A 17190-nucleotide genomic window follows, 5' to 3' on the forward strand; every position below is an offset into this window, starting at 1 on the left:
TTCACCATTGGTTATATGGAGTCCCGTTTGTCCCAACAAGGTCTGACCCTGAATACACATCAAAGATGCCACCCTCTGTTGGTTCAATGATCTGTTGCCAGGAACTCGGCGAATTCGTAAAGGGGTCTTTAGGTAGGGTCCGTAGATACCCTGCAGTTACCAGACTATCCAAAGCCGGAGGATACTTCCCTTTGTCCGCACGATGATGGTCCAACAACTCGCGGAGCGTGAAGAGGTCCTGCCGCAACACCGTCTCCCTAGCTTTGATCAAGGATGATTGATAGGACGGAACGGCAATAGTAGCCAAAATGCCGACGATGGACACGGTGATCATAAGTTCAATTAGTGTGAACCCCTTTGGATTCCATCCATCTATCTTACCAATCCTGGTACTTGGTACCATCGAGTGCCGACTCCTCACTTTGTGTCATCACATCGTAGACATCTTCACCGCACCAGCTAGACGGCTTCGGACGATCTTTGTAACAACGCAGGCCCCAATCGGGTTTTCCTGTCAGTGGGTCGATTGGCATCACCCGTAAATAGCGCCTTACCGTGGTGCCTCGAATCGTCGCCTCTTCTCCCGTCAGTTTTACTCCTAACAGAGCATCGAGGGACTTCGGATAGCCGTACGACCCGGTGATTTCCTTACACACCAACCTATTCTTCATACAGACCGCTCCAAGTAAGACATCTCCATCGCGATTCCATTCCATTTTGAACAGATCGATCGCGCCGCGAATGGTCCGAAGATGCTGGCGCAGCTCAATCTCCTGGGCTCTTTTCATTGATACCTTACTCAATGGCATGGCGACCGAAGCCAAGAGCACAATGATTGCCATGGTGACAAGAATCTCGATGAGTGTTAACCCGCCCTCGCTCACCGCACTCTCACCACACCTGTCCCGATTACTCCGGGTGATGCCTGTACCGCACCACCAGAATCAGTCAGTTCAACGCGAACCGGCGACACCCCAGGCACCCTTGCGACAAAGATAATGCTCGCGGACCGCGGAGCATGTTGGTTCGGACGGGCTAGCCTGAACGCTATATTTCCTACGGCCTTCCTCTGATTTCCAGGAGGGAGGTCCGATGGGATGACAAGTTCCGCCGCACTGAGCCGTTTGAACTGAAGCACCTTCGGGTCATATTCAAACTTGAATACGTTGCGATCCGATGCACCGATCCGGCCATCCACGATCGACAACCTGATTTCCCGACCAGCTTGAACAACCGATTCATCTGGGTGGATGGCCAGCAGTGGATCGGGGACAGCCAGTTGAGCCAAGGAACGGGCCAGGTTCGTTTCTCCGGTGTCTTTCGCCGCCCTGTCGCCTACGACGGGATGCTCTCCGTACCCCGTCCCTACCGACGTGGATACCTTCCGCCCAGGGACCGGATACATCGGCTCGGTTGCATAGGTGAATTCCGTGCCGGACCAAAACGCTTGCGCGTTGAGTGTTGGAGGGGTCATGTTCTGCACAATATGCGGCGTAATCGTCAAAATCACTTCAGTGGTAACTCGGTCGGTCCTGAACGAACTGATGAGATTCCCGATCAAAGGAAGGTCGCCGAGCCACGGGATCGTCACTTTGGTTTTCCGATCTTCCTCTTGCAGGAGCCCGCCCAGGATAATGGTTTCCCCATCCTTGATACTGAGCATCGTCTCGGCCGACCGATTGCCAAACTTGAACTGCGTAATGGGCGGAGATGCCTGCAACGTGACTTGCTCGCCCAGCCGAATCACTTCGATCTTCATTTTCAATCCGAGCTCGCCCCCCAGCCTGATAGAAGGTTCTACCGTCAGTTTGACGCCGGTATCCCGAAACTCAATCGACGTCACGGTCGATGTCGTCGGCACCGCGCCCGTCGTGGCTTGACCGGGCAGGACGTTCGTCGTGGACAGGAGGATCGGCTGTTTGTCGCCAATGTTGATCTCCGCTTTCTTATTGTTCACGACCCGGATCTTCGGCGCGGCAAGCGTCTTCGCGTCCGTTATCTGTTTGAAGAAATCCAGCTGGACATTCGTTGGGAGCTTGAAGAGGTAATTATCCGGTCCTAAGTTGGTCAACTGACGCAAGGTGAACTGTTGGGCAAGTGTCCCGGCAATAAGGCCAGCAGGTCCTGGGGGAACCATGGCGTAGGCGACCTGTTTCGGATATGTCAGTCCATAGGTCTGATTGACGGTCCGATCGACCTCCAGCACTTCGACGTCAAAGAGCACTTCTGCCTCCTGGCGATCGTTGGCCAGGATAATTTTTTCAGCCATCTGGATTTTTTCAGGCTGATCACGGATTACGATCGTGTTCAACTGCTCATTGGCATGCATGCGCTTCGAATCGAGCATGCTTTTCAGGAGCGACAACATGTCTTTGGATTTGGCGTTCGAAAGGTAAAAGGTTCGGATCATCAGATCCTGATACTGTTCCTGTTTCTGCTTGGTATCAGGGCTGACGATCAAGACCGTTGGAGATACCTGACGGGAAAACAAACTATTGCTATTGAGAATCAGTTGCAGTGCTTCATCAAAAGACGTGTCCTGAATCGAAATAGAAATAGGGTCGTTCCTTACATCCTTGTCGAAAACCAACGTAAACCCGCCAACCTTCGCCACACTCTCCAAGACTTCCTTAATCCCGGCGTTCTTGAACTTTAATGTCACAGGCTGCCTGGAACGCTCGCCTCTTGCGAGCCCTTGTTGCTCTTCGGTAAGCCGGGTAATGCTCTCCAGCGCCTCCCGGTACGCTGGATCGAGCTCAACAGCCCGCCCAAAACTACCCATCGCCTCCTCGATTCGTCCATGTTGAACCAGCCGTTCCGCCTCGCGGTAATGAGACCTGGATTCTTTCACCCGAGTGGTTTCCATGAAACCCGCTTGGTGGTCGGTACTGGAGGGGTCGATGGCCAGAGCTCGCTTGAATTCTTCAAGGGCAAGATCGAATTGCTTTTCCTTCAGAAACGCCCGACCGTGCTCCGCATGCATCGCCGCAGCGCGCTCGCGAGCCAACGCGTACTTGCGTTGTAGAGACGGATCAAAAGGATCGTCTTTTAGCGCCTGTTTGTAAGCAAGGATGGCTTCTTCCCAACGCTCCCCGGCCAAATGCTGATCTCCACGCTTGACCTCCGGAGACACCAGTAGAGCACATCCAAACGTCCCGAGAATTGCCAGAACCTGGGTGATTTCTATCGTTCGGTTATGAAGACGCGGCTTCAATTGACGAGCCACCCTATATGTCTCCTAGGGATATTCCGTATGGCCTGAAGCATTTCCCGTGCCCAGCCATCAATTTTTATACTACGGATCAGGACAGGCTCAAAGGAAAAGCCCAGAAGAGATGAGAGCGACGTCCCGCAAGAACAAGTCAACAAGTTAGGGTGGAGCAGGATGGCGACTTTGACCGCCGCAAAAGTATACCCCCCTGGACCTGAGGAACCCTAAAATCGGCTCTTCGGTCAGTTGAAGAAGCGGCTTCTGTGCGAACAAGCGTCGAGAGACTGTCTCGCCCCATCAGCAACACAAGTCTCTGCTCGCGTGGGTCAGAAAATACTCTTGCTGACCTCATTCGAGTAAGCGCTTTCATTCCCTGCGATATCAAAAGCCGTGACAACAAAGAAATACGTCGTACCGAATTGGAGTCCTGTTGCAATGTACCCGGGCGTATTACCCTGGATCGTCGCAATGGCGGCTCCGTAGATTCCTGATGACGTCGATCGATACACTCTATATCCCGCTAGGTCGCTTTCGACATTGGCATTCCAAGTCAGCGTGACGGACGAACTCGATGAAGGATTCAGCATCAGGGTGACCCGTACGGTGCTGATTAGACCGCCACTCTTCACAGTGATGGTGGCCGCATTATCTCCTTGGGTCGCGGTAGCGGTATTGACGCTTGCCGTAATGGTTCCGTTGTTAGAGCCGGACGTAGGACTAAGCGATAACCAGGAGGCACCATCACTTACCGTCCACGTTCCATTTGCACTAATGGCGATGCTCTGGTCGGAAGGGTTTGCCCTTCCCTGCGTAGCTGTGTAGGTCACGCTGTTGGGGGAAGCCGTCAATGACCCGGCTGATACGGTTAACGTGACGGAAATAGTTCTCGCCACGCCACCGCTCGTAACGGTGATCGTGGCGTTGTTCAGGCCTACCGTAGTAGCTGATAAGTCAACGTTGGCTGCGATGGATCCGTTGCCGTTCCCTGATGATGAACTCAGCACGAGCCAAGGGGCGCTGCTATTGGCCGTCCAATTGCCATTAGAATTGACCGTCACGGTTTGACTTGCCGGATTGCCCCCTCCCTGAACCCCCGAGAACGTCAACGATGACGGACTCAACGCAACAGTCGTCATAGGAGACTTTGGTAATGGTGGAGTCGGAAGAGGGATGGGCGGCGGAGCAAGCTTTTTCGGTCCCGGCATTTCAGACACGAGCCTGTCCAGGGGGGGTGTTGTCGGTCGCCCTTGCATCTGACCGGGAAGCGGTGCAGTCGTCGAGATTGTACCTCGACCTGGCGCCGCTAACGCTGGTTGTATCAATGGAATCATCTGATCAAAAACAAACAATAGTGTGCTCATACTGGACGCGAAGAACAACAATCGCTGAATTTTCTGGCGCATTATCGGAGTCCTCCATGGAAAACACATTGCGAACTGTGGATGCGCACAAGGCTAGAAAGCGATGAGCAAGTTAGGTGCCCCTTGCGAATGGGGAAACAATTTTGACTAGTGGGTGTTCAAATGAAGAGGTTTCTATGGGTTTTACTGAAATTCGTGCCCTTCGAGCGGTTTCAGAGAAAGAGATCCATGAGGGAACTTTCGCATCTCCTAGACGTACACATGAAGTGATGGTTTAGGTTCATGTTCATCGGTGTTAGAACCACTCGTATCGTCCTTATTCGACATGTACATGCATACGGAGATCTCTTTGATATCTTTGGCAATTCTCGGATAAGGGAAGCATGGTCTTCCAAGGAGAAACCACACCGCATTCTATCAGTATCTTCAGTATCTAAGGTGCCTGCGGTGGACAAGAAGATCGCTTTCTACCGCCAGGTCATGGGCCATATCGGCAAAGCGGCAGACACGGTCTCGAAACCATTACCACCGAGACCTGATGGCATCAGATGACGAGGCGCTCAAGGGTAACAAGTATCAGGAGCCGTACCCCCGGGGGGGTACGTGTCGGCGCGATGGCGCAATGAGTTTGCCACCCTGATTCGTCTGGAGCTCAAGGTCGGCCGGACGTAGGCGCCATGAAAAAGACGCTGCGCCATCTATGGCAATACGCTTACCCGGCGTCAGCTCAGCAGTTTAGAACGGTGGTACTGCGCAAAAACGCACAGCCGACTGAAGCCGATCCGCAAGACCACCGCGATGATTCGCAGGCACCGAGAACACTGTGAGTTATTGCCAGCACCCGGCGACCAACACGAGGAGTGAGAACACAATTGCCAGATTCAGCAGACCAAGAGCCTGGCATCAAGATTCCGCAACACCGAGCGCTTCAAGCCGGCGATGGACTCACATGCGGAGGGCTCTACCTGTATTCATGATAAATCCGGAAGCCCCATAATGTTATTGAGGCTGATATAAGGAATGTTTCTTTGTCGGGAGACGCGGCGTTTGAAATATACAGGTAACGGCACGTACCGCGATACACAATCCAAGTCGGCGAGGCATAGCCCGCTTTCATTTGCTTGACTTTATTTCCTCGGCTGCCATACCATCCGCCGCATGGCACAAGGTCCTGCGATCGCAGCCCTGCACAGCATGTCGGATGTATGGGACGCCTACCGTGATGAACTGGACGGGGTGGAGAATCGGGTCAGGAAGAACCTCGACTCCAGCGTGACCCTGGTCAATACGGTCGCCGCCCACATCTTGAGCGGTGGCGGCAAACGCATCAGACCACTGCTCCTCCTCTTGTCGGCTCGCCTCTGCGGCTATCCTGGAATCGAGCATCATCAGCTCGGCAGCATCGTGGAATTCATCCATACCGCCACCCTCTTACACGACGATGTCGTGGATGACGCCGATCTCCGTAGAGGCAGAAGAACCGCGCGCAAGGTTTGGGGAAACCAGATCAGCATCCTTGTGGGGGATTATCTCTACACCAAAGCCATGTGCAAAGTCGTTGAGTTTCAGAGCCAAGGGATCAATGAAGTCCTCGCCGAGGCTTGTAAGAAAATGGCCGAAGGTGAAGTCCTCCAGTTGTATTACAACGGCAATCCCGCCATGCCCGAAATCGATTACATCAAGATCGTCGAGCACAAAACCGCCGGTTTGATTGCGGCCGCCTGCCGCATGGGTGCCATTCTTGCCGATGCTCCCGAAACACAACAGAAAGCGTTGTTCCGCTTCGGCCAATACCTCGGTATCGCGTTTCAAGTTGCCGACGATACTTTGGATTACATCGCAAACGGCGAATCGCTCGGAAAAACGATCGGGCAGGATCTCCGGCAGGGAAAAGCGACGCTGCCCCTTCTACATCTGTTACAACATTGCTCGGAACAGGATCGGCAGATGATCAAGGATCGAATGGAAACTCGGACGCTCAGCACCGCCGATCTTGAACGTATCCTGTTCCTCATGGCCGATTTCGGTTCGATCACCTATGCCATGGATCGCGCGAGTGCCTACATCGCCGCCGCCAAACATGAGCTCGAACACTTTGACGACAGTACTGCACGGCGCGCGCTGTCGGTCGCCGCTGATTATATGATTACCCGCGACCGTTAGCTGTCCTCCCACCGGCTGGAAAGACGCTGGGCCGTAGGAGCGGCACGGCGTGGGGCGAAAGGATCCCACTCCCTCCTATTAACCATCAAACCGTGTCGCTGTCACGACACTGCCAAGAGGTTGTTCATGTCTCAGATCATTCCGTTTCAGGGCATGCTGTACGACCAAACGCTCGTGGGCTCTATCAAGGACGTGGTCGCCCCGCCATACGATATCATCGATGTGGAGGGACAGAAACGACTGCACGACCGCCATCCTCACAACATTATCCGAATGGAATTGGGTCTCGACCAGACCGGTGACAGCCTTGCCTATAACCGGTATACCCGCGCTGCAACTACGCTGCGGACATGGCTCACCGAGGGCATCCTCAAGCGCGACGCACAGCCGGCCGTCTACTTTCACATGATTGAATACGCTCCTCCCTACTTAGCCTCCGACGCTCACAAGAAAGTGCTTCGGGGATTTCTGGCGCTGGCAAAGCTGGAGGCGCTCGACTCCGGACATATTTATCCTCACGAGAATACACGTGCCGCGGCAAAGACTGATCGCCTGAATCTGATCGAAGCCTGTCGCTCAAACTTCAGCCCGATCTGGTCCCTCTACTCCGATCCGCTCGGTGACATCATCCAACTTCTGGAAACCGCGGTAAAAGGCAAGCCGGCGCGCTATGACTTTCAAGACGATGCAGGCTGTCGCGAATGCCTCTGGGACGTGACCGATGAGACGATCCTTCAACAAGTTACCGACGCGATGCAGAGCAAGCCGCTGTTCATCGCGGACGGTCACCATCGCTATGAAACGGCGTTGAGCTATCAGAAGCTCCGACAACAGCAGGCGGGGCCTCAGACTGGGCTGCAACCTTACGACTCCGTGTTAATGCTGCTCACCCCGCTTGAAGATCCAGGGCTGACGGTATTACCGACACACCGAGTTGCGACCACCCCCTTACCGTCTTCAGGCCAGATCAAGACGATACTGGGAGACACGTTCGAGTTTCGGGAATTCCCCTTCAGCACATCCACACAACAGCAAGCGCGGTCACAGTTCTTGGCCAGCTTGCGGACGGAAGGAAAGAACGTTCCGGTGTTCGGACTGGCGCGACGAGGCGACGACCGGTACGTCACTCTCACGCTGAAACCGGCCCATCGCCCTTCCACTCAGGCATCACCACGAGCCAAACTCGACGTCTCCTTGCTGCAACAACTGATCGTGACCAGGCTTTGTGCGACGCAGCAGCAACAAGAAGCCATTCTGTACACGAAAGATGACCACGAAGCCCTGGACTGGGTGGCCAACGGAACGGGGACGGGCGCATTCCTGCTCAACGCTACGAAGGTCAGTGAAGTTCAAGCCGTCGCAGCAGCGAGAGAACGAATGCCGCACAAGTCAACGTATTTTTATCCGAAGCCGTTGACGGGCCTCGTCATCAATGTGATGAACGGTTATTAAGTGGAGATGTTTTTCAAATCGTCGCTCGCCGATCGCAAGACGACTTCCTGGCCGATTCGTCCATGACGGCCGACAGATGACCCGAGGCAGAGGGTTATTCCGATGAACGCCAAAATTCTTATTGTCGACGATGATCCCGACATCGTCACGATGCTCGAGGACCGGCTCCAAGCCTCCGGATACGAGACCATCGTGGCCACCGAGGGGCAGCAGGCGCTCGACAAAATCATTGACGAATCTCCGCACCTGATCCTACTGGACCTCACACTGCCCAAAGTGTCGGGGCTTGATGTCCTCAAGCGTCTGTCCCAGATGAAACCATCGGAAGGTCCTCCTGTCATTGTGATGACCGCATACGCATCCATTGAAGCCGCAGTGGACGCCATGAAACAAGGAGCTTACGACTTTCTGACCAAGCCCCTCGACAAAGACCATCTGCTCATCGTGATCCGCAAAGCGTTGGAGCGAGATTCGCTCCGGCGGCAAGTCGCCTATCTTCGTTCCGAGGTCCACAGCCGTTACGCCAACATCGTCGGCAACAGTCCATCGGTTCGGTCCGTCGTGGAAGCCGCACAGCGAGCCGCCAAGTCAGATGCGGGCGTGTTGCTGCTGGGTGAAAGCGGCACAGGAAAAGAACTCTTTGCGCGTTCGATCCATCAGTGGAGTCATCGCTGTTCGATGCCGCTAGTCGTCATCAACTGCGTGGCCTTGACAGAGACTCTGCTGGAGAACGAACTGTTCGGCCACGAACGTGGCGCGTTCACCGGGGCGGACCGACAGCAAAAGGGCAAGCTGGAAATGGCCAACGGTGGGACCGTCTTCCTCGACGAGATTGGAGACATGTCGCTTCCGCTGCAGGCTAAGCTCTTACGTGTCCTGCAAGACCGTGAGTTTCACCGCGTCGGCGGCTCCAAAATCGTCTCGGTGAACATTCGCATCATTGCAGCCACGAACAAGGATCTTCGGCAGACTGTGCGAACAGGCCACTTCCGCGAAGATCTTTATTTTCGACTCAACGTCGTGAGCCTGACCCTGCCGCCGCTCCGCGAACGATCGGAGGATGTCGCGGCCCTGGCTCAGTTTTTTTTGGATCGACATACGAGAGATGCGAAAAGACCAGGCATGACTCTGAGCACAGCCGCGCTCAATGCCTTGATCCGCTATCCCTGGCCGGGAAACATTCGGGAATTGGATAATGTGATCGCGCGCGCCGTCGTCTTGAGCCCGAAAGACATCATCGAACCGGAGATGTTGGCCCTACTGGCGGAGGACACCATGCTCCGTCGAAATGACGATACTCCCCTGGCCTATCTGAACCTGCCCTACCATGAATCGATGGAGCAACACAGCCGCTACATCATCGCGCGCGCGATGGAGCAGGCCGAAGGCAATCAGACGAAAGCCGCCGATTCGCTCAAGCTTCAACGAACTTACTTGGCTCGGTTACTCAAACAACAAAAAGAATAGGCCCGATGGAGTGCCCAGCGGGTGAAGCGTCGTGATCGAGATCAACTCTACTTACGTGAGCGGAACACGCGGTTCGAGAGACTGCCGGTCTTCCAAACGAATCAACCCCGCTCGGACATCCCGTTCCGCCTGCGCGTAGCGCTCGGCCGTGCCGATGTCCGACCAATATCCCTGCAGGTCATACCCAAGCACCGGTTCTCCTCGCTCGATGGCCTTCACATAGGGATCGATGATCGAAGATGCCACTCCTTTCGGCACCTCCCGGAGCAATCGAGGGTGCAAGATATGAATTCCGGCGAACATGCGCGGCGTCGCGGGTACGGAATCCACAAGCCCTTGTCCAGTGATACGTAAGACCTGCCCCTTGTCTCCCACCTCAACCAGCCCCCAACGGGCAGCCTCCGGATCTTCCCGGAGTACCAACGTTGCCGCTGCATTGCGCGAGCGGTGAAAATCGCAGAGTGCCTCAAGATCCAATTCCACCAACGTATCCCCGTTGAGAATCAGAACCGGCTCTCCGGAAAAATGAGGCTCCGCCTGTTTTATCCCACCGCCGGTTCCAAGGATGACCGGCTCATGGGAGTAAGTAATCCGAACCCCGAACTTTGAACCTGTGCCCAATGCCTGTTCGATCATCGAACCCAGGTGATGCAGGTTGATGACGACTTGGCGGAACCCATGCCGTTTCAGCAGCAGTAAGTTCCAGACGATGAGCGGCGCTCCTCCGACCGGCAACAACGGCTTAGGAATGGTGTTTGTCAGCGGTCTCAGGCGGGTGCCGAGACCGGCCGAAAGAATCATGGCTTTCACACAATCAGTGCTGAGTGCTGAGTCGACGATTCGACGTTCAGTCCTCAGTCCTCTACTGCAATTCCGGCACGTGTGGGCTGAGCTGCTTCCGGAGGGTAGTCAGTTCCGGATATTTTTCAAGATTGCGTTTGACGTAGCTCAAGACACGAGGGATATCGGCTAAGAATTTCGGGTTACCTTTCACCCGATCAATGTAGACAAACCGGCCTGCCGCCTTCAGATTGCGTTGAATACTCGTCAGATCAAACAGCCGTCGGAACGCGGCACGATCAGCCCCGACGAAACGTCGTTCGGCCAGCTGGTCGAGGTAATCCCCCACCAAATCATCAACGAGGGCTTCGTCGAGCTGAATGTAGGCGTCCCGCAGCAGTGATGCAAGATCGTAGGTCGTCGGTCCCATCAAGGCATCCTGAAAGTCGATCACGCCGAGCCGCAGCCCGTCGACCATCAAATTGCGAGAGTGGTAATCGCGATGGGTGAAGACGCGTGGCTGCCCAGCTAGTAGTTCCGCAATGCCTTCGAACTCGCGCCTTATCGCCGTGGCATCCTCATCGGGCAACGGTCTACCGTTGCGTGCCGCGATTCCATATTCCAGGAAGTGATCGAACTCCCACATCAATAACGGCACGTCGAAGCTACGGTGAAACGCCAGGCACCCGGGATCAGCCGGTGTCGTCGCGTCGATCTGCATCTGTACCAAGACGTTGACGGCCTGCTTGTACCGTGACTCCACTCTCGGTGCATCCGCCTGGCTGACAGCTTCCGCCAACGTCACATCTCCGAAATCTTCCAGATAGAGCAGCCCTGCGGATTGATCATAGTAGTGAAGTGTAGGCACCGGCACCTTCGCTTTGGCCAGATGCGACATGATATTGACGAACGGCAGTTCGGAGATCTGATGTATCCCCCCACTCACCGCCTCTTCGGACTGTTTGAACCCTTCCGGCTCAGCCAGCTGCATCACGATCACGGAATGTGGTGGCCCTCCGGCAACAGCAGCTCGATAGTAGCGCCGATTGGAGGCATCCCCTGCCAATGGCGTCAGAGTCCTCAACAAGAGGCCAGGAGGAAGACGAGTTTCGACGGCCTGAGCGATGAGTGTTTGATCAGGCGGAGAGAGTGGTGCCTTCAAAGGGGTTGGGTTGGCCGACAACATACCCGGCGAATTATAGCGAGCGTCCCGTGACTTGTCACGAACACCACGTATTCGATCGGTGCTACGGCAGCGCTTCCGGAATCGAGCCCACCGGTCTGAAACTCAACGCCCGATGCATGACGGTCACCCCGAGCGCGGCTCCGACGGTATCCGCCAGCCAATCGAGCCAACTCGATTCTCGAAACGGAACGAACGCTTGGTGAACCTCGTCGCTCACCCCGTACAACGAGGTCAGTAGAATGGCCGCTGGAATCGCAACCTGCCCCCACGAATCATTTCCACTTCCACGAATTGCCCTGTAGCACAACGCACCCAATACCGCATACTCGACGGCATGCAAGACCTTATCACTGAAATATGTGACGAACGGTACATGGGTTTCAGGATGAGACTGCGCGGATAGATAGAAAATGAGCCCGGCATATCCGCACACCGGCCCCCAGTACCGAAGAAATGTCGTCATCTCAAATCCTCACCCAATCTTCGATCATAAATTCACCCGCGGATTGCATGCTCATACCCCCTATGACATACTCGCCGAAAGCAGGGAGAATCGGCAGCGATGAAGAATGTCCACGTGTGTTTCCTGTGGCATATGCACCAACCCTATTACACCGATCCCGTAGCTGGATCGGCCAGCATGCCGTGGGTACGCTTGCATGCGACCAAGGCCTATTATGATATGGCTGCTTTGTTGGAAAGATTTCCTGCTGTTCGCGCCACATTCAATTTTACCCCATCCCTTCTCTTGCAGTTACAGGAAATCGACACCGGTAAGATTCTCGACCTTTTTCTGGAACATGCACAACGCCCAGCAGCCAATCTCACTCTTGAAGAAAAGGCCTTCCTGGTTCGTCATTTCTTTTCGGCCAACTGGGCGACGATGGTACGACCCTATCCACGATACCATGAGTTGCTGGTGAAACGGGGACTGGACATGCCAGGGCATGATCTCCACCGCGTCGCCCGCCAATTTTCCACACAAGAGCTCCTGGATCTGCAAGTTTGGCACAATCTCGCCTGGTTCGGGTACGGCACCGTTCAACAATATCCTCGTCTGGCCACGCTGCGCCAGAAAAATCGCGGCTTCACCGAGGACGACAAGCAGGAAGTATTGGAACTGCAACGGACGGCCGTGCGAGAAATTCTCCCCCTGTACCGACGGCTCATGGAGCGGGAACAAATCGAACTGACCACGACTCCTTTCTATCATCCGATTCTGCCGCTGGTCATCGACACCGATATCAACCGACGGGCCAGGCCGGACCTCCCCTTGCCCGCTCGTTTCCACGCACCTGATGATGCCGCGGCTCAACTTCAACAGGCCGTCGATTTTCATCATCAAACATTCGGCCGGTCTCCTGTCGGTTTGTGGCCATCAGAGGGATCGGTTTGTCCCGAGATGCTTCCTCTTATCCATCAGGCCCGCCTTCGCTGGTTTGCCACGGACGAAGGCATCCTTGCACGCTCTCTGGGAATGTGCGGCCGTCCATGGCATCGACAGTCCGCGCTCTATCAACCCTATCGCATCGGTGAAGAGGGGCATTCTTTAACCGCACTGTTTCGCGACCGCGAGATCTCCGACGCGTTCGGATTCGTCTATCACAAGACGACTCCCGAATCCGCAGCCGAGGATGTCATGCGGCGTGTGCGGGGCATCTTCCATGAAGTCTCACAAGATAAGATCGTCATCGCCATCGTTTTGGACGGTGAAAACCCGTGGGAACACTATCACGACGGCGGTGAACGATTCCTTTCGCTCCTGTACGAGGCGTTCACGAATCATAGACTGGATCAAGCCGGACAGATCGTGGTCCACACGTCGACTGTCTCCGATGCGATTACCTCCTTTCAGCCCATGCAGCAGCTGCCCTCTCTCCATTCAGGCTCCTGGATCAATTCCGACTACAAGATCTGGATCGGGCACCATGAGGACAATCGCGGATGGGATCTCCTCGGCCATACGCGCACACGGCTCATGGAGCTAGCGCCGAGCCTTCCTCCTGACCGCGCAAGAGCGGCATGGCAAGAACTGTACGCCGCCGAAGGCAGCGACTGGTTCTGGTGGTACGGTGATGATTTCGATACCGATTTCAAGCCGGAATTCGATCGGCTCTTTCGAACGCATCTCCGCAATGTCTGGACCTATATGGGCATTCCGCCTCCCGACCAACTGAACAATCCCATCTGCACCAGGGACATCGCCTCCTGGTCCGATTCGATTCAACAGCCGCTCGTCCTGTTGAATCCCACGATCGACGGCATGGTGACCGATTTTTTCGAATGGCGCGGCGCGGGAAGCATCGATACGCGACCCCCGCTTGGCGCCATGTGGAAAGCCGACGGGCTCTTCACTGCGATCCGATTCGGCTGGAACATGGATCATCTCGTAATGAGATTCGACCCCGACGAAACGAGCGGCACACGACAGGGCCTCGACGTCGACATTACTGTGCAAGGGCCTCAATTCACGTTTCGGCTTATGTTTCCGCTTTCTTCCTCGCCGGGCCCGAAGGCATTTCTCTTATCTCGCCGGACCCAGACGGATGCCTGGCAGGAAATCGGCTCTTATGGCTCGATCAAAGCCCACGCCATCCTGGAGTTGGCGGTCCCTTGGAAAGAGTTGTGCTTGGAACAAGGAAATGCGGCCCAGATCTCGATCATCGTCCGAGAACAGGGTCTTGAAGTGGCCCGCTATCCCGGCCATGGTTCGGCCATCCTCACCGTCCCCGGGCCGGAATTTGAGGCCGGACTGTGGAGAGTTTAGGAGAAACAGTGCTGAGGGTTGCGTGCTGGGTTTTGAGTTGTGAAATCGGTCTTTGTCTGGGACACTGAGCACCCAGGACTGAGCACTTAGAACTTTTCAAAGAGAGTGGAGAGCACATGCCCGATTTAAGACGTGATCCCATTGTGGGCCGCTGGGTAATCATTTCCACAGAACGAAGGGGCCGCCCACATGACTTCGTCAAACCCCAACAGACCCGACCTGTTTCCACCGCCCTCTGTCCCTTTTGCCCGGGACAGGAACGGCTCACACCCAAAGAAATCATGGCCTATCGACCGCAGTCGGGCGGACCCAATTCTCCCAACTGGACCGTGCGTGTCGTCCCGAATAAATTTCCCGCGCTGCATGTCGAAGGGGACATGGGTCGCGAGGGGATCGGACTCTACGACCGCATGAACGGCGTGGGCGCTCATGAAGTCATCATCGAAACACCCAACCATGTCGAAGGCCTCGCAGATCTCCCGACCAAGAAGATCGAGGACATGCTGTGGGCCTATCGGGACCGAATGATCGATCTCAGAAAGGATCTTCGGTTCCGCTACATTCTCATTTTCAAAAACCACGGTGTATCCGCCGGTGCGACACTGGAACACAGCCATTCTCAGCTCATCGCCCTACCGATCGTCCCGACGAGCGTGCAAGAGGAGCTTGACGGATGCCGCCATCACTACCAGCAGAAGGAGCGCTGCATCTACTGCGACATTCTCCGACAAGATCTCTCGGATGGAGATCGGATCGTCGCCGAGAATACGGAGTTCCTCTGTGTGACGCCGTTCGCACCCCGATTTCCGTTCGAAATGTGGATTCTTCCCAAGCGTCACGCGGCGTATTTCGAGGAAAGTCAGAAGTCGCAGTTCGAATTTCTGGCTCCCATCCTTTCGGAATCGCTGCGCCGCATGGACAAAGTGCTGTCCCGTCCCCCATACAACTTCATCCTCCACAGTTCTCCCCTTCATGAGAAGACCGGCGACTACTACCATTGGCACCTGGAGATCATCCCCAAACTGACGCAAGTCGCAGGCTTCGAATGGGGCACCGGCTTCTACATCAATCCGGTAGCCCCGGAGGAAGCCGCGACGTTTCTCCGCGAAGCGGTGATCTAAATGCCGGCCCGCTTTCGTCTTGCAGATCCTGCCCTAAGGGAAGTCCTTCGCCGTATTGAATACACCATTCGTCGTGGAGGCGGAAGGGTCTGGCTGGTTGGCGGCTCAGTCCGCGATCTCGTGCTCGGTCGACAGCCTCGGGATCTGGACCTCGAAGTCCTTGGACTCCCGCCTGGTCAAGTCTATGCACTGCTGAGCGAGCACTTCTCGGTGCAATTCGTTGGAAAAGCGTTCCAGGTCTTCAAGCTGCAAGGTCTGCCGGTCGATCTTTCCATTCCTTCCCGCATGCTCACCGACGATACCCCTCTCCCCAGCTTGCTCAGGCAAAGCGCTCCCGACATGCTCATCGACGAGGCGCTGGCGCGGCGAGACTTCACCATAAATGCGATGGCCTGGGATCCGGACACCATGGAGCTTCGCGATCCCTTCAACGGTCGCGACGATCTTGATTCACGGACATTGCGTCACACGTCAAACCGATTCGCCGACGATCCTCTGCGCGTCTTGCGTGGCATGCAGCTGTCTGCCCGCTTTGAGCTCACTGTTGCGCCGGAAACAGTGGCCCTGTGCCGAACACTGTCCCAGGAGGGTCAACCAAGCGAGCGTCTGTGGGAAGAATGGAAGAAGCTGCTCCTTCAAGGACGCAAGCCATCGCTGGGTTTGCAGTTCTTACGTCACTGCGGCTGGCTGCATTTCTATCCGGAGCTCGCAGCCCTTGAAGGTTGCCCACAAGATCCCATCTGGCACCCTGAAGGCGACGTCTGGGTGCACACACTCCACTGCTTGGACTGGTTCGCAGCGGAGCGAACCGGTGATGAGCCGGACGATCTTGCCGTCGGGTTGGGCGTCCTCTGCCACGACTTCGGCAAACCGGCCACGACGAGAGCGGAATATGGGTACGTAACCTCCCGAGGACATGAATCGGAAGGGGCAGGCCCGACAAGACGTTTTCTTGAACGACTGACCAGCCAGCAGGACCTCATCGATGAAGTGGTCCCTCTGGTGTGTTGCCATCTTCGTCCTCGTGCCCTCCATAACACCAACGCTTCGGACAGCGCAATCCGTCGATTGGCAAAGCAAGTCCACCGCATCGACCGATTGGTGCGCGTGGCTCGGGCGGACCATGCAGGGCGGCCGCCGAACCAGTTTGATGGATTTCCCGCCGGCGAGTGGTTATTGACCCGGGCACAGCACCTGGCAGTGGACCGTCGGGCTCCTCTTCCCATTATCATGGGCCGTCACCTGTTGGAATTGGGAATCCGGCCAGGTCCTGACATGGGCCGACTCCTTGACGACTGTTATGAGGCTCAACTTGATGGAGACTTTGGAACGCTGGAGGACGGCCTCACTTACGTAAAGAATCGACTCTCCGCTCGGTGCTGATCAGCTACTTGTTCTTCGGCCTTTCGAACGCTCACTCATAGTTCCTGACACGCTTGCCCCTTGGTTGCTGGAACGCGTATCATCCTCCTATGCACGTGCAATTGAATCACCCGTCGCGGTCGATCGAAATCAAAGGGCCGAAGCAAGCCAAAGACCTGCTGCGCGAATTGCATCTTCTGCCTGAAGCACACCTGGTGATTCGAGACGACGAATTAGTGACTGAGGACGAGATGCTTTCCGACCAAGACCAGATTGAAATCCGTCCGGTGATTTCGGGAGGGTAAGGATCGTTCCGATTT

14 protein-coding genes are annotated in these 17190 nt (G+C 55.5%); 7 read left to right on the forward strand and 7 right to left on the reverse strand.

The window, feature by feature from the left end; all coding sequences use genetic code 11:
* Position 1: 1 nt before the first annotated feature.
* The 4 genes from P0120_03480 to P0120_03495 all read right to left on the reverse strand — a co-directional run bounded on the left by P0120_03480 (position 2) and on the right by P0120_03495 (position 4347).
* Positions 2 to 403 (reverse strand): prepilin-type N-terminal cleavage/methylation domain-containing protein, encoded by a 402-nt coding sequence (locus P0120_03480; protein MDF0673395.1) that lies wholly within the window; start codon positions 401 to 403, stop codon positions 2 to 4.
* Positions 378 to 884, reverse strand: coding sequence for a type II secretion system protein (locus P0120_03485; GenBank protein MDF0673396.1), 507 nt, complete (start codon positions 882 to 884; stop codon positions 378 to 380). The genes P0120_03480 and P0120_03485 overlap by 26 nt, the downstream gene beginning before the upstream one ends.
* A complete protein-coding gene (locus P0120_03490; GenBank protein MDF0673397.1) occupies positions 881 to 3226 on the reverse strand; it encodes a secretin N-terminal domain-containing protein in 2346 nt (781 codons plus the stop codon). Before P0120_03490 ends, P0120_03485 begins: the two co-directional genes overlap by 4 nt.
* A 311-nt stretch (positions 3227 to 3537) precedes the next feature.
* A complete protein-coding gene (locus P0120_03495; GenBank protein ID MDF0673398.1) occupies positions 3538 to 4347 on the reverse strand; it encodes a fibronectin type III domain-containing protein in 810 nt (269 codons plus the stop codon).
* Positions 4348 to 5730: 1383 nt separating this feature from the next.
* Here P0120_03495 and P0120_03500 point away from each other — a divergent pair.
* From P0120_03500 to P0120_03510, 3 genes are all read left to right on the forward strand, one after another.
* The gene (locus tag P0120_03500) at positions 5731 to 6735 is read left to right on the forward strand and encodes a polyprenyl synthetase family protein (GenBank protein MDF0673399.1); all 1005 of its coding nucleotides are present in this window, start codon (positions 5731 to 5733) and stop codon (positions 6733 to 6735) included.
* A gap of 126 nt (positions 6736 to 6861) precedes the next feature.
* Entirely contained in the window at positions 6862 to 8187 is a 1326-nt protein-coding gene (locus P0120_03505) for a DUF1015 domain-containing protein (GenBank protein ID MDF0673400.1), read from the forward strand.
* A gap of 102 nt (positions 8188 to 8289) precedes the next feature.
* Positions 8290 to 9654: a sigma-54 dependent transcriptional regulator gene (locus P0120_03510; protein MDF0673401.1), complete on the forward strand. Its 1365-nt coding sequence runs from the start codon at positions 8290 to 8292 to the stop codon at positions 9652 to 9654.
* A gap of 51 nt (positions 9655 to 9705) precedes the next feature.
* On the opposite strand, the gene P0120_03515 is transcribed toward P0120_03510, so the two are convergent.
* From P0120_03515 to P0120_03525, 3 genes are all read right to left on the reverse strand, one after another.
* A complete protein-coding gene (locus P0120_03515; GenBank protein ID MDF0673402.1) occupies positions 9706 to 10455 on the reverse strand; it encodes a nucleotidyltransferase family protein in 750 nt (249 codons plus the stop codon).
* Between the two features lie 61 nt (positions 10456 to 10516).
* Positions 10517 to 11620 carry a phosphotransferase gene (locus P0120_03520; protein MDF0673403.1) on the reverse strand — a complete coding sequence of 368 codons (1104 nt, stop codon included), beginning with the start codon at positions 11618 to 11620 and terminating at the stop codon, positions 10517 to 10519.
* Between the two features lie 61 nt (positions 11621 to 11681).
* Positions 11682 to 12083: a VanZ family protein gene (locus P0120_03525; GenBank protein ID MDF0673404.1), complete on the reverse strand. Its 402-nt coding sequence runs from the start codon at positions 12081 to 12083 to the stop codon at positions 11682 to 11684.
* Positions 12084 to 12182: 99 nt separating this feature from the next.
* On the opposite strand from P0120_03525, the gene P0120_03530 reads away from it, so the two are divergent.
* The 4 genes from P0120_03530 to P0120_03545 all read left to right on the forward strand — a co-directional run bounded on the left by P0120_03530 (position 12183) and on the right by P0120_03545 (position 17175).
* Entirely contained in the window at positions 12183 to 14387 is a 2205-nt protein-coding gene (locus P0120_03530; protein MDF0673405.1) for a glycoside hydrolase family 57 protein, read from the forward strand.
* 116 nt (positions 14388 to 14503) lie between these two features.
* A complete protein-coding gene (gene galT, locus P0120_03535; GenBank protein ID MDF0673406.1) occupies positions 14504 to 15508 on the forward strand; it encodes a galactose-1-phosphate uridylyltransferase in 1005 nt (334 codons plus the stop codon).
* Positions 15509 to 16891: an HD domain-containing protein gene (locus P0120_03540; GenBank protein ID MDF0673407.1), complete on the forward strand. Its 1383-nt coding sequence runs from the start codon at positions 15509 to 15511 to the stop codon at positions 16889 to 16891.
* An 89-nt stretch (positions 16892 to 16980) separates the two neighbouring features.
* Positions 16981 to 17175: a MoaD/ThiS family protein gene (locus P0120_03545; GenBank protein ID MDF0673408.1), complete on the forward strand. Its 195-nt coding sequence runs from the start codon at positions 16981 to 16983 to the stop codon at positions 17173 to 17175.
* Positions 17176 to 17190 lie beyond the last annotated feature (15 nt).

Origin of the sequence: Nitrospira sp. (assembly GCA_029194675.1) — a bacterium.
Lineage (GTDB): Bacteria > Nitrospirota > Nitrospiria > Nitrospirales > Nitrospiraceae > Nitrospira_D.